The organism is Streptomyces sp. NPDC032126 (genome assembly GCF_055580085.1).
This window is the reverse complement of sequence record NZ_JBVIMA010000007.1, coordinates 451,091-463,930: the sequence shown is the minus strand read 5'-3', so window position 1 is coordinate 463,930 and position 12,840 is coordinate 451,091. Positions and strand designations below refer to the sequence as shown.

At 73.9% G+C, this 12,840-nt stretch carries 14 protein-coding genes; 6 read left to right on the top strand and 8 right to left on the bottom strand.

Features of this window, described 5'->3' with window-relative positions; all coding sequences use genetic code 11:
• Position 1 precedes the first annotated feature (1 nt).
• From ACZ5NW_RS27315 to ACZ5NW_RS27305, 3 genes are read right to left on the bottom strand one after another with little or no spacing between them, the layout of a single operon-like run.
• Entirely contained in the window at positions 2-424 is a 423-nt protein-coding gene (locus ACZ5NW_RS27315) for a Rieske (2Fe-2S) protein (RefSeq protein WP_468746571.1), read from the bottom strand.
• Positions 421-993, bottom strand: a complete 573-nt coding sequence (locus ACZ5NW_RS27310) for a DUF6529 family protein (RefSeq protein WP_468746570.1) — start codon at positions 991-993, stop codon at positions 421-423. Before ACZ5NW_RS27310 ends, ACZ5NW_RS27315 begins: the two co-directional genes overlap by 4 nt.
• Before the next feature lie 24 nt (positions 994-1,017).
• Entirely contained in the window at positions 1,018-1,680 is a 663-nt protein-coding gene (locus tag ACZ5NW_RS27305; RefSeq protein WP_468746569.1) for a hypothetical protein, read from the bottom strand.
• A 228-nt stretch (positions 1,681-1,908) separates the two neighbouring features.
• On the opposite strand from ACZ5NW_RS27305, the gene aroH reads away from it, so the two are divergent.
• The 5 genes from aroH (at position 1,909) to der (ending at position 6,376) form a co-directional block, all read left to right on the top strand.
• Complete coding sequence (aroH, locus tag ACZ5NW_RS27300; RefSeq protein WP_468746568.1) at positions 1,909-2,271, top strand: chorismate mutase; 363 nt, start codon at positions 1,909-1,911, stop codon at positions 2,269-2,271.
• Entirely contained in the window at positions 2,268-3,353 is a 1,086-nt protein-coding gene (locus ACZ5NW_RS27295) for a prephenate dehydrogenase (RefSeq protein WP_468746567.1), read from the top strand. The genes aroH and ACZ5NW_RS27295 overlap by 4 nt, the downstream gene beginning before the upstream one ends.
• A 119-nt stretch (positions 3,354-3,472) precedes the next feature.
• Complete coding sequence (gene cmk / locus ACZ5NW_RS27290; protein ID WP_468746566.1) at positions 3,473-4,162, top strand: (d)CMP kinase; 690 nt, start codon at positions 3,473-3,475, stop codon at positions 4,160-4,162.
• Positions 4,120-4,815, top strand: a complete 696-nt coding sequence (locus ACZ5NW_RS27285) for a lysophospholipid acyltransferase family protein (protein ID WP_468746565.1) — start codon at positions 4,120-4,122, stop codon at positions 4,813-4,815. Before cmk ends, ACZ5NW_RS27285 begins: the two co-directional genes overlap by 43 nt.
• Positions 4,816-4,891: 76 nt before the next feature.
• Positions 4,892-6,376 (top strand): ribosome biogenesis GTPase Der, encoded by a 1,485-nt coding sequence (der, locus tag ACZ5NW_RS27280; RefSeq protein WP_468746564.1) that lies wholly within the window; start codon positions 4,892-4,894, stop codon positions 6,374-6,376.
• A gap of 65 nt (positions 6,377-6,441) precedes the next feature.
• On the opposite strand, the gene ACZ5NW_RS27275 is transcribed toward der, so the two are convergent.
• Complete coding sequence (locus tag ACZ5NW_RS27275) at positions 6,442-6,861, bottom strand: hypothetical protein (protein ID WP_468746563.1); 420 nt, start codon at positions 6,859-6,861, stop codon at positions 6,442-6,444.
• A 68-nt stretch (positions 6,862-6,929) separates the two neighbouring features.
• Positions 6,930-7,712 carry a hypothetical protein gene (locus ACZ5NW_RS27270; RefSeq protein WP_468746562.1) on the bottom strand — a complete coding sequence of 261 codons (783 nt, stop codon included), beginning with the start codon at positions 7,710-7,712 and terminating at the stop codon, positions 6,930-6,932.
• Positions 7,713-8,229: 517 nt separating this feature from the next.
• Between ACZ5NW_RS27270 and ACZ5NW_RS27265 the strand changes: the two genes are divergently transcribed.
• On the top strand, positions 8,230-8,919 hold the full coding sequence (locus tag ACZ5NW_RS27265) for a LysM peptidoglycan-binding domain-containing protein (RefSeq protein ID WP_468746561.1): 690 nt from the start codon (positions 8,230-8,232) through the stop codon (positions 8,917-8,919).
• 81 nt (positions 8,920-9,000) lie between these two features.
• Here the strand turns inward: ACZ5NW_RS27265 and ACZ5NW_RS27260 are convergent, their stop codons facing one another.
• The 3 genes from ACZ5NW_RS27260 to ACZ5NW_RS27250 are packed head-to-tail and all read right to left on the bottom strand — an operon-like array spanning position 9,001 to position 12,799.
• On the bottom strand, positions 9,001-9,702 hold the full coding sequence (locus tag ACZ5NW_RS27260) for an ABC transporter ATP-binding protein (RefSeq protein ID WP_468746560.1): 702 nt from the start codon (positions 9,700-9,702) through the stop codon (positions 9,001-9,003).
• Positions 9,699-12,323 carry an ABC transporter permease subunit gene (locus ACZ5NW_RS27255; RefSeq protein WP_468746606.1) on the bottom strand — a complete coding sequence of 875 codons (2,625 nt, stop codon included), beginning with the start codon at positions 12,321-12,323 and terminating at the stop codon, positions 9,699-9,701. The genes ACZ5NW_RS27260 and ACZ5NW_RS27255 overlap by 4 nt, the downstream gene beginning before the upstream one ends.
• On the bottom strand, positions 12,323-12,799 hold the full coding sequence (locus tag ACZ5NW_RS27250) for a hypothetical protein (RefSeq protein ID WP_468746559.1): 477 nt from the start codon (positions 12,797-12,799) through the stop codon (positions 12,323-12,325). The genes ACZ5NW_RS27255 and ACZ5NW_RS27250 overlap by 1 nt, the downstream gene beginning before the upstream one ends.
• Positions 12,800-12,840 lie beyond the last annotated feature (41 nt).

Genomic DNA, 12,840 nt, shown 5'->3' with positions numbered 1-12,840 from the left:
GTCAGGCCAGCCGGATCGAGTCGCCCTCGACCGTGATCTGCTCGGCGGGCAGCGGGCGGGGGGCCGGTCCGCCCGCCACCGAGCCGTCGGCGATGCGGAACTTGCTCTTGTGGCAAGGGCAGTTGATCGTGCCGTCGGAGACCGTGCCCACCGTGCAGCCCTGATGGGTGCAGATCGCCGAGAAGGCCTTGAAGTCGCCCTTCGCCGGCTGGGTGACCACGACTTTCTCCTTCTTGAAGATCGTGCCGCCGCCGACCGGGATGTCGGCCGTCTTCGCCAGCACCTGGCCGGGCGAGGCCTGCGCCGACGAGGAGGTCTCCGCCGAGCCGTTGTCGCCGTACTCGCTGCAGCCCACGGACCCCGCGGCGAGCGCCGCCGCGCCCGTCGCGAGGAGGACCGTGCGTCGTGTTGCGGGGTGGGTCATGTCGTCACTCCGAAGGTGCGGAAGAACCAGAGGGCCGAGGTCAGCCAGATGAGGGTGAGGACGGCGAGGACGAGCCCGCCGACGACGGGCAGCAGCCAGCCGGGGAGCCGCTCCGAGCGGAGCAGCAGCATCTTCGCGCTGAAGGCACCGAAGAAGAAGCAGCCGAGCAGGGAGTGCCACATCACGCGCGTCTCGTACGTCTGATAGCCCAGGGCGTACAGGCAGTGCACCGCCACCGGGACCGCCACGAGGAACGCCACCCGGCCGGACCAGCGGTGCAGCGCCGGTGCCCAGCGCGGGCCCGGCAGCTTCCCGTACATCATCAGGGCCGAGGCCAGCTGCACCAGCGCGAAGAAGAGAGCCGTCGAGGCGAGCCATGACTTCACCGCGCCCGTGCTGCTGAAGCCGGCCAGGTTGAAGGCGGTGCCGGCCGGGTCGTGGACCTTGCCGTACACGCCCAGGGCCACCGCCACCGCGGCGGCGACCAGCGCGGGGACGATGTAGCGGGCGGCGCCGGCGCGGCGCTGGGGCGGGAAGCTCTGCGTGGCGGCGTTCGGGTCGACGGTCATCGTCGCCTCCCTGATCGGAACGGGTCATGGAGTCACGGGGCGCGCCGTGATCTGCTGGCCGTCGACCGTCGTCGCACCGGTCGCCGGGTCGATCCGGGGAGCCGCCTCGGGCTCGCCGTCGCGGGTGAGGACACCGACCTGCGTGCCGTCCTTCAGCACGATCCAGCCGCTGTCGATCCGCGCGGAGCGGACCGTGGCCGTCGCCCGCCACAACCCGGACGGCTTGTGCGCCCGCTCGGCCGTGAACGCGTGCTTCCCGCCGACGGCGACCGTGCCGGTGATCCGCTTCCCGTCGTCGACCGTGCCGTCGAGCCGGGTCCCGCCCGCGCCGGTCAGATGGAGCGTGCCGTCGGCCGCCACCGGGCCCTTCAGCCACGACTCCTTCGTCCGGCCGTCGCAGAAGTAGGCGATCGCCCGCCCGTCGCGCACGGACACCGCGATCGCGGCCGTGTCGTCGTCGGTACGGCCGGCGTAGTCGGCGGCGGGCACCGGGGTCGCGGTCGGCGTGGGCGTGGGTGACGGGGCGGTCGCGCTCGGCGGGGCGGAGGTCTTCGACGGGGTCGGGGCCGGGGGCTCCTGGTACGAGGAGGACGTGCTCCGCGTCCCCGTCGTCGCGTTCAGCGACAGCAGGACCAGGCCGAACACCAGTCCCGCGAGCAGGGTCAGCAGCGGTCCGGGACGTTTCATGCGGGCCTCCCCCGAGGCGGGTTTCCTGCCATCAGAGCCGACATCGCGCCCCGGCGTAAAGAGGCGCACCGGGGCGATCTCCCCCGAAGTGGCGGAACTGCGCGATTCGGGTGACAGTGGCGGACGGCCCGCGCGTCTCAGCGTGCGGCCGCCCCACCGCCGGCGCGCGGGGGCTGACTACGCTGGACGGACCAAGAGCCGATACGCACATCAGCAAGGAGCAGCACCGTGGCGGTACGAGCGGTCCGGGGGGCCGTCCAACTGGAACGGGACGAGGCCGGACACATGGACGAGCAGGTCGGGGCCCTGCTCACCGCCATCCTGGAGCGCAACGGCCTCACCGGCGACGACCTGATCAGCATCTGGTTCACCGCCACGCCCGATCTGCACAGCGACTTCCCGGCCGCCGCCGCGCGCAAGCTGGGCATCGTCGACGTGCCGCTGATCTGCGCGCAGGAACTCGACATCGACGGCGCCATGCCCCGGGTCGTCCGGGTCCTCGCGCACATCGAGTCCGACCGGCCGCGCGCCGACATCGCCCATGTCTACCTCGGCGCCGCCGCCGCCCTGCGCAAGGACATCGCCCAGTGAGAACCGCGCTCGTCATCGGAACCGGACTGATCGGCACGTCCGTCGGCCTGGCCCTCGCCCAGCGGGGCGTCGTCGTGCATCTCACCGACCACGACCCCGCGCAGGCCCGTACGGCGGCGGCCCTCGGCGCCGGCACGGACGAGGCGCCCGAGGGAGCCGTCGACCTCGCGGTCGTCGCCGCGCCGCCCGCCCATGTGGCGGCCGTGCTCGCCGACGCCATGCGGCGGGGTCTGGCGCGCGGCTACGTCGACGTGGCCAGCATCAAGGGCGGGCCGCGGCGCGAGCTGGAGGCGCTCGGGCTGGACCTGACCACGTACATCGGCACGCACCCCATGTCGGGCCGCGAGAAGTCGGGGCCGCTGGCCGCGACCGGCGATCTCTTCGAGGGACGGCCGTGGGTGCTCACGCCGACCCGGGACACCGACACCGAGGTGCTGAACCTGGCGCTGGAGCTGGTCTCGCACTGCCGGGCCGTGCCGGTGGTCATGGACGCCGACGCGCACGACCGGGCCGTCGCGCTCGTCTCGCACATGCCGCAACTGGTCTCCAGCATGGTCGCCGCGCGGCTGGAGCACGCCGAGGAGGCGGCCGTACGGCTGTGCGGCGGGGGCATCCGGGACGTGACGCGGATCGCCGCGTCCGATCCGCGCATGTGGATCGACATCCTCTCCGCGAACCCCGGGCCGGTCGCCGATCTGCTGTCGGACGTCGCGGCGGACCTGGACGAGACGGTACGGGCGCTGCGCGCCCTGCAGTCCTCCGACGACGACAAGCGGCGCGAAGGTGTCTCCGGCATCGAGGACGTGCTGCGGCGCGGGAACGCCGGGCGGGTGCGGGTGCCGGGCAAGCACGGGGCCGCGCCGCGGACGTACGAGGTCGTGGCGGTGCTCATCGACGACCAGCCCGGTCAGCTGGCCCGTATCTTCGCGGACGCCGGGCGGGCCGGGGTCAACATCGAGGACGTGCGGATCGAGCACGCCACGGGGCAGCAGGCCGGCCTGGTGCAGCTGATGGTCGAGCCGAAGTCCGCGCCGGTGCTGTCCGCCGCGTTGCGTGAGCGGGGATGGGCCATCCGGCAGTAGGCGGTCGGCCGGGGGGCGAGAAGGCGCGGCCGGATGAGTGAGCGGGGCCCGGTAACCTTGTGCGGGGCACCTTTGCGCCCCGTCCAGCCCGCCACCTCGCACCAGGAAGGTGTCCGCCCGTGGAAAACGGCGCCGCCCAGCCCGTGATCGTCGCCATCGACGGCCCCTCCGGCACCGGCAAGTCCAGCACCTCCAAGGCCGTCGCCGCGCAGCTCGGGCTGAGCTACCTGGACACCGGCGCCCAGTACCGGGCGATCACCTGGTGGATGGTGACCAACGGGATCGACATCGACGACCCGCACGCCGTCGCCGCCGCGGCCGGCAAGGCCGTCATCGTCTCCGGCACCGACCCGGAGAAGCCCACGATCACCGTCGACGGCATCGACGTCTCCGGCCCGATCCGCACCCAGGAGGTCACCTCCCGGGTCAGCGCGGTCAGCGCGGTGCCCGAGGTGCGGGCCCGGATCACCGAGCTGCAGCGGTCCATCGCGGCGGACGCGACGACCGGCATCGTCGTCGAGGGGCGGGACATCGGCACGACCGTGCTGCCCGACGCCGACCTGAAGATCTTCCTCACCGCCTCCCCGGAGGCCCGCGCCGCCCGCCGCAGCGGTGAGCTCGGCAAGGGCACCGATGTGCACGCCACCCGCGAGGCGCTGATCAAGCGGGACCAGGCGGACTCCAGCCGCAAGACCTCCCCGCTCGCCAAGGCGGACGACGCCGTCGAGGTGGACACCACCGAGCTCAGCCTGCAGCAGGTCGTCGAGTGCGTGGTCACCCTCGTCGAGGAGAAGCGGGCCGCGAAGTGACGTCTCCCTCGACTGCCGCCTCCGAGCGGGGCGCCGAGGTCGGGCGGCGCATCGGCGTCGGCCTGATGTACGGGCTGTGGAAGCCGCGCGTGCTCGGCGCCTGGAAGGTGCCGGCGAGCGGCCCGGTGATCCTCGCCGTGAACCACTCGCACAACATCGACGGCCCGATGGTGATGGGCGTGGCGCCCCGGCCGACGCACTTCCTGATCAAGAAGGAGGCGTTCGTCGGCCCGCTCGACCCCTTCCTGACGGCCATCGGCCAGCTGAAGGTGGACCGCGAGACCACCGACCGCACGGCCATCACCCGGGCGCTGGACGTCCTGGCGGCCGGCGGCGTCCTCGGCATCTTCCCGGAGGGCACACGGGGCGAGGGCGACTTCGCCTCGCTGCGCGCCGGGCTCGCCTACTTCGCCGTCCGCAGCGGTGCCCCGGTCGTCCCGGTCGCCGTCCTGGGAAGCACCGAGCGCCCCGGACGGTTGATAAAGGGGCTGCCCCCGCTGCGCAGCCGCGTCGACGTCGTCTTCGGTGAGCCCTTCGACGCCGGTGACGGCAGCGGGCGGCGCACGCGCAAGGCCCTCGACGAGGCGACCGAGCGCATCCAGAAGCAGCTCACCGGCCACCTGGAAAACGCCAGGCGCCTCACCGGGCGCTGAGCCACACTTTGAGTAGTGGATCACCCCGACCGGGTGCTCCACCGACCACCACGAAGAACGACGAGGTACGGACTCCATGAACGACCACATCCAGCCCGGCGACTCGGCCCCGGAGCACGAGTACGACCACGGGGCTCTCGGCGACGCCGAGTACGCGGAGTTCATGGAGCTCGCCGCGGAAGAGGGCTTCGACATCGAGGACGTCGAGGGCGCCATCGAGGAGGTCGGCCACGGCCCGCTCCCGGTGCTCGCGGTCGTCGGCCGGCCCAATGTCGGCAAGTCGACCCTCGTCAACCGGATCATCGGACGGCGCGAGGCCGTCGTCGAGGACAAGCCGGGCGTCACCCGTGACCGCGTGACCTACGAGGCCGAGTGGGCGGGCCGCCGCTTCAAGGTCGTCGACACCGGCGGCTGGGAGCAGGACGTCCTCGGCATCGACGCCTCCGTGGCCGCCCAGGCCGAGTACGCGATCGAGGCCGCCGACGCCGTCGTGTTCGTCGTCGACGCCAAGGTCGGCGCCACCGACACCGACGAGGCGGTCGTACGGCTCCTGCGCAAGGCCGGCAAGCCCGTCGTCCTGGCCGCCAACAAGGTCGACGGCCCGAGCGGCGAGGCCGACGCGGCCTACCTGTGGTCCCTGGGCCTCGGCGAGCCGCACCCGGTCTCCGCGCTGCACGGCCGCGGCACCGGCGACATGCTGGACGCCGTCCTGGAGGTGCTGCCGGACGCCCCCGCGCAGACCTTCGGCGGCGCCGCGATCGGCGGCCCCCGCCGGATCGCCCTCATCGGCCGCCCCAACGTCGGCAAGTCCTCCCTGCTGAACAAGGTGGCGAACGAGGAGCGCGTCGTCGTCAACGAGCTGGCCGGCACCACCCGTGACCCGGTCGACGAGCTGATCGAACTGGGCGGCGTGACCTGGAAGTTCGTCGACACGGCGGGCATCCGCAAGCGGGTCCACCTCCAGCAGGGCGCCGACTACTACGCCTCGCTGCGCACCGCCGCGGCCGTGGAGAAGGCCGAGGTGGCGGTCATCCTGATCGACGCCTCCGAGTCCATCTCCGTGCAGGACCAGCGCATCGTGACGATGGCCGTCGAGGCCGGTCGCGCCATGGTCATCGCCTACAACAAGTGGGACACCCTCGACGAGGAGCGCCGCTACTACCTGGAGCGGGAGATCGAGACCGAGTTCGGCCAGGTCGCCTGGGCGCCACGGGTGAACGTCTCGGCGCGCACCGGCCGCCACATGGAGAAGCTGGTCCCGGCGATCGAGACCGCGCTGGCCGGCTGGGAGACCCGGGTCCCCACGGGCCGTCTCAACGCCTTCCTCGGCGAACTGGTCGCCGCCCACCCGCACCCGATCCGGGGCGGCAAGCAGCCGCGCATCCTCTTCGGCACCCAGGCCGGCACCAAGCCGCCGCGGTTCGTGCTCTTCGCCTCCGGCTTCATCGAGGCGGGCTACCGGCGCTTCATCGAGCGCCGTCTGCGCGAGGAGTTCGGTTTCGAGGGCACCCCGATCCACATCTCGGTGCGGGTGCGCGAGAAGCGCGGCAAGAAGAAGTGAGCGACGGCGAAGGGGCGGCCCCACCGGGGGCCGCCCCTTCGCCGTGTCCCGCTGCGGTGGCGTGGTCAGTAGCCGCCGCGTGGAAGCGGTGGCAGCGCCGGGACGGGCGTCATCCCCGAGTGCTGCCGGCCGATCTGCCCGACCCGCTGCCACTGTCCCTGCCCCTGGCTCAGCTGGCTCAGCTGTCCGAGGCCCCGGCGCGCGCTCTGCGCCCCCGCGCTGTAGGCGCCGTAGGAGCTGCTGAACGAGCCGGGCCGGGGGGCGTCGTAGGAGCGCGGGGTGTGCGGAATGCTCCCGAAGGCGGTGAACCCCAGGTTCTCCTCGCCGCTGCGGTCACCCGGCAGCGAGCGGAAGGACTTGACGTACTCGGCGTAGAGCGCGTCGTAGATCGGCGTGGCCGATGGGCCGCCGAGGGGGTCCGGCGCCGGTCGCGAGGACGGGATCGACGGGTGGACCTGGCGGCGGGGGGTGTCGTATGCGTGCACGTATGTCCAAACGACCGGCGACCGCAGGAGATGCGGGCGGGGAGCCCGCGCCCCCTCAGTGGGCGAACTCAGGTCCCGGCGAGCGGCAGGGCGGCCGCCACCAACTTGCCGTTCGCCGCGGCCTTGTCGAGCGCGTCCCGCAGCAGGTCCTCGCGCGGCTGGCGCCCGATGGAGCCCACCGGCGCCGCGAACATCAGCACCTGCTGGTGCTTGTTGGCGGCGGCCCGCCAGCCCTCGGTCACCTGGAGCGGCTGGTGCGCCTGCCACCAGGCCACCGGCTGGCCGCCGTTGGCCGACGGCTGGAGCACGGCGTGCAGCTGGCCCATGGCCAGCAGCACCGACCAGCCGTGCCGCACCGGCGGCACCTCGGAGAGCTCGGTCACCGGCATGAAGCCCTGCTCGATGAGCAGCGGCAGGAAGTCGTCGCCGAGGCCGGTCGTGCCGGGCCGCACGATGGGCGCGGTGGGCTCGACGACCAGCGCGGGGTGCAACTCCCCGGCGATCAGGACGAGTCCACTGGTGACCCCGAGCACGGCCTGCTCGGGCACGACCTTGTCCGGGTCCAGGTCGACGGTGTCGCCGCTGATGGAGCGCACGGCCCCCTGGAGCTGCTCCTCGGTGACCTGGACGACCTGGGAGGGCAGGCAGGTGGCGTGGGCGAAGGCGAGGACGGCGGTCTCGTCCCCGATGAACAGGACGGTGCTGGTGCGCTCGTGCTCGGAGTCGCCCGGCGTGCGGCAGGACGTGCAGTCGTAACTGCCCGGGGCGTTCTCTCCGGCGAGCAGCCGGTCGGCTTCTTCGTCGCCGATCTCGGCGCGTACCTCGTCGCTGACGTCGAGCATGCGCGGCACGGGTGGCTCCCTCGGGGATGCGGTGCGTTGGGACGGCCGGGTGGCTCCCCGGCTCATGAACGAGACAACGGGCGATCTGTGGCGGGAGTCACGCTGTTCGGAGAACGGAATCGAACCGTCGGGCACGGACGGTCACGTTCGGTGCGGAATCGGGCACTCATGGTCAATCGGCGTCGGTTCGGCCGGGGTGACGTCCGTGAACTGACTCACAGTGTGCCCGAGTTGCCGGTCGCCATATCGGGAAATCAGCGGATACGCCGGGTGGCAGGAATTCACTGCTACTGCCGGTAACGGTCAACTGGCCTGCGAGAACAGGGAGTTGGTTGATAACGACTCGTCAAAGTCCCTACATTCCTCCGCCGTGTGCAACGAGCACCGCTCGGGAACGTCCGCCGGCCGCGCAGAGCCAGACACGCGCAGCACGACCGCCGGTGGACGGGGCGGAGCGTCCCACCCGCGCCCTTGCGCGGGAGGCGCCCCGCCTTGGGGGACCCCGGGTCCGTTGAGAGGGAATTACATGTCCGAATGTGCCGATACCACTCGCTTCAGCGTCCGTAGGACGCGTACGACGGCGGTCCTCACCGGGGCGGCGCTGCTCGCCCCCCTCGGACTGCTGGCCGCGACCGGCAACGCCGCCGCGGCGGACAGCGGAGTGTGGGACCGCATCGCCCGGTGCGAGAGCGGCGGCAACTGGCACATCAACACCGGCAACGGCTACTACGGCGGACTTCAGTTCTCCGCCTCCACCTGGCGCGCTTACGGCGGTACGGCCTACGCCCCGACCGCCGACCAGGCCACCCGGGAACAGCAGATCGCCGTCGCCGGCAGGGTTCAGCGCGCCCAGGGCTGGGGCGCGTGGCCGACCTGCTCGGCGCGGGCCGGGGCCTACGGGAGCGCACCCGCGACCGGCTCCTCCGCGTCCACCAGGTCCGGCTCGAAGCCGACGACGACGTCGAGCAGGTCCACGAAGCCGGCCGAGGCCACCCGGTCCACCAAGGACACCGAGTCCACCCCGGCGCCGGAGCGTTCCACCGGACACACCGCCCGGGGCACGTCCCGCGGCGACTACACGGTCCGTGAGGGCGACACGCTGAGCGCGATCGCCGCCCGCCACGGGACCACCTGGCAGCGCCTCTACGCGGCCAACAAGGCCGTGATCGGCGGTGACCCCGATCTGATCGTGCCCGGCCAGCGCCTCGTCCTCTGACGGGTCCCCCTGGCCCGGGGCACGCCCCCGCGGCACACCGGCCCCACCCGGTCCACCGACCGAGTGGGGCTCCGGCCGTCCCTAGGGGGTGGACCGGCGATCGGGAGGCGGCCGCCTCCGGCCCTTCGCCGCCTGCTCCCGGGACAGCCACTCGCCCGCCTCTCCGGCGAATACGACGGTGCCGCGCCGGAGTTCGTACACGAACCCCGCCCGGTCGCGCAGGGCCGGGGGCAGCCGCTGTTCGGCGACGACCACGCACGCGTGCAGGTCGGCCAGCAGGTCGTACGTGCGGGCCGCGACCGCCGGGGACATGCCCTGGGCGGGCTCGTCGACGAGGACCACGCGCGCGTGCGTGAGCAGGGCGCGGGCCAGGGCGAGCATCCGCTGCTCACCCCCGGAGAGGGTGCCGGCCCGGCGCGTCAGCAGGCCCTGGAGCCGGGGATAGGCGGCGAGCGCGGAGTCGTAGGCGGGGGAGGCGAGTTCGAGGTTCTCCCGGACGGTCAGCGAGCCGAAGACGGCCCGTCGCTCGGGGATCAGGCACAGACCGCGCCGGGCCCGCTCGAACGCGGGCACGCGGGTGATGTCGGCGCCGTCCCAGACGACCGAGCCCGCGGTCAGCGGCACGGTTCCGGCCAGCGCGCGCAGCGCCGTCGTACGGCCCGAGCCGTTGCGGCCCAGCAGCACGGTGAGGCCGGGGGAGGGGGCGGCCAGGGTGATGCCGTGCAGGGCCTCCAAGGGGCCGTAGCGCACGCGCGCGTGACGCAGGGACAGGGCGGGGGTCATGCCGGGGCCTCCCGCAGGGCGTCCAGGACGCGGTCCGGCGGACCCGAGGCGACGATCCGGCCCGCCGCCATCACGTGGACGACATGGGCCAGACCCGCGACCAGGTCGAGGTCGTGCTCGACGACCAGCAGGGCGGTGCCGTCGGCCGCCAGGGCGGCCAGCAGCCTCGACAGGGCGGTGACCTCGGCGATGTCGAGCCCCGCGGCGGGCTCGTCGAGCAGCAGCACCCGGGGGCCGCCCGCGAGGGCCCTGGCCAGCTCGACCCGGCGGAGCGTGCCGGTGGGCAGGCCGGCCGCGGGTGCGTCGCGCAGGCCGTCCAGGCCGCACAGCGCCAGCGCGCGGTCAGTGGCCGCCGGGTCGTGCACGCGGCCCTGTTCGGCTCCGACGCGGACGTTCTCGGTCACGGTGAGGGAGGGGAAGACGGCCAGTTGCTGGAAGGTGCGGGCGATGCCCAGGCGGGTGCGGGCGTGGGCCGGGAGGCGGGTGATGTCGCGACCCGCGAGGGTGACGTGGCCGCGGGTGGGGCGCAGCGTGCCGGCGAGGCAGTGGAACAGGGTGGTCTTTCCGGCGCCGTTGGGGCCCACGACGGCGGTGACGCGGCCGGGGGCGATGTCGAGGTCGACGCCGGAGAGGGCCGTGAAGCCGCCGTAGCGGGCCTGGAGGCCGCGGGCGGTGAGGAGGGGGCTGGGCGGTGGCCCCGGTGGGGGTGCGACGCCGTCGGCGGCCCCCTGGTGTGCTCTCCCCGTGCGCACCCCCCTTTGGGTAGTCACAGTCGCAGGCGCGGTCGGCCTCAGTCGCCTCCGCACCTCCGCCCCCAGCGCCGTGAGCGCCGGTCTCCGGTGCAGCCGCAGACGTACCGCCTCGTACGGCCCCTCGGGGAAACGGCCCACCAGGACCGCCAGTACGCCGATCAGCGCCGCCGCCACGCCGCCCCGGGCTCCCGCGTCCAGGCCCACCAGCAGGGCCGCCGCGGCCAGTGCGCCCAGGGTGCTGTCGGCGCCCAGGACCACCACCGCGGCGAACCAGAGGAGGCCGCGGACGGGGTCGTAGGCGGCCGGGTCGAAGGCGCGCAGGCCCATCGCGAGCAGGGCGCCACCCAGCGCGGCCAGGGCGGCGCCCGCGACGAACGCCAGGAGCTTCAGGGACGGCACCCGGACGCCGGCCGCCGACGCGCCCGCCTCGTGGTCGCGCATCGCCGCCAGCGCCCGCCCGGCCCGGCCCCGGCGCAGCAGCCGGGTCGCCAGCAACGCGGCGGCCAGCAGGACGAGCTCCAGGACGTAGTACGCGCGGTCCCCGTCGAAGCCGGCCGGGCGGCCCGGCGTCAGGTCCGCCGTGGCGTACGGCTGGGCGAAGACGAACCGGCTCACCCCGACGCCGACCGCGAAGGTCGCGAGCGCCAGGGCCAGGCCGTGGCGGTGGATCGCCGGCCAGCCCGTGAGCAGGCCCAGCGGGGCGACCAGCAGCACCGCGAGGCCCAGCGCGGCCAGTTCGGGGACGCGCGGCAGCCCCGGGAAGCGGCCGGCCGCCAACAGCGCCGTGAACAGGGCGCCCAGGCCCGCGTACGCCGCCTGCCCGAGGGAGATCTGGCCGCCCCGGCCGGTCACCACCACCAGGGACAGCAGGATCACGCCCAGCGCCGGGACCTGCACCGACGTGTGCAGATCGGAGCCCGCGAAGCCGAGCGGCAGCAGGAAGAGCACCACCGCCACCAGCCACGCGCCCGGCGGCGTCGGCACGCGCACGGCGGCCGTGCGGGGCAGGGCGTCCCGGGTGCCCACCCCGGGCAGCACCAGGGCCGCGAACAGCAGGGCCACCACGAACAGGTTCGCGCCGACCGCCCGCAGCAGCGGCTCGCCCCAGCCCGCCGGGTGCAGCCGGGTCAGCTGGCTCTGCGCGACCCCGATGCCCAGGGCCACCGCCACCGCGACCGGCAGGCTGCGCATCCGCGCGGCCACCGCGACCGCGACCACCTCCATGACCAGCAGGGGCAGCCCGTAGGGATCGAGGCGGACGTACGGCGCGAGCAGCACGCCCGTCAGTCCCGCCGTGAACGAGCCGAACGCCCAGCCGGCCGCCGCCACCCGGTCCGCGTCGATCCCGCCCAGCACCGCGAGCTGCCGGTCGTCCACCACCGCCCGCAGCTCCCGCCCGAACCGCGTCCACCGGACCACCGCACCGACGCCGGCCGACAGCACCACCACGACCGCCAACTGGCCCCAGGGGTCCGACGACACGAGCTCCGGCGCGTCGTCCCGCGCCCCCTGGCCCCACACCAGCGCCGCCCCGCCCACCAGGAGCACGAACACGCCGATCGACGCGACGAGGGTCTGCGCCGGATCGCCGCCGAGCATCGCCGTCGGACGGAAGACGAACCGTTCCAGCACCACCCCGATGCCCGGCGCCAGCACCAGCAGGGTGACCACCGCGGCCGCCCACAGCGGCCAGCCCCACTCGACCACGCACTGCCGCAGCGCGTACGCGCACACCATCGCGACCGCGCCGTGCGCGAAGTTGAGCACGCCCGTCGCCCGGTACGTCACGACCAGCCCGATCCCGGTCAGCGCGGCCGCGCTGCCGACCGACAGACCCGCGAGCGTGAGGTCGTACGTCAGGGACGACATCAGGAGTCCGCGGCGTCCGGCTCGCAGATCGGGCACGGGGCCAGCTCACCGCTCGCCAGCACCCGGCCGTCCACCGGCAGCGCCTCCGCCTTCCCGGCGACCATCGGGCAGTCCGCGCGGTGCCACAGCGTCCCGCCCGGCACCATCCGCAGTTCCCCGCTGACCGCCACGGGCACCGACGCCGGCCGCCCCGCCTCCTCCGCGTCGGCGGGCTCGGCGGCCACCAGAAGGCCGTACAGCTCCTCCACGCGCGCGGCGGCCACGCTGTCGCGGCTGTGCGCGAGCAGCACCGCCCCGGCGACGATCAGCGCGGCGCCGGGGACCGTGCTCGACGCGAGATAGGGCAGCTGCCGTTCGGCGAACCGCTCGCCGGAGACGCCGTACCAGCCGATCACGCACAGCACCGCGCCGGCCGCCAGCGCGGTCCAGCCGGCCCACAGGACGGGGTGCTCGGTCCGCAGTCGCGCTGTCCGCATCGCTGGCTCCCACACGTCGTATGTCGTCGTATGTCTGTGCA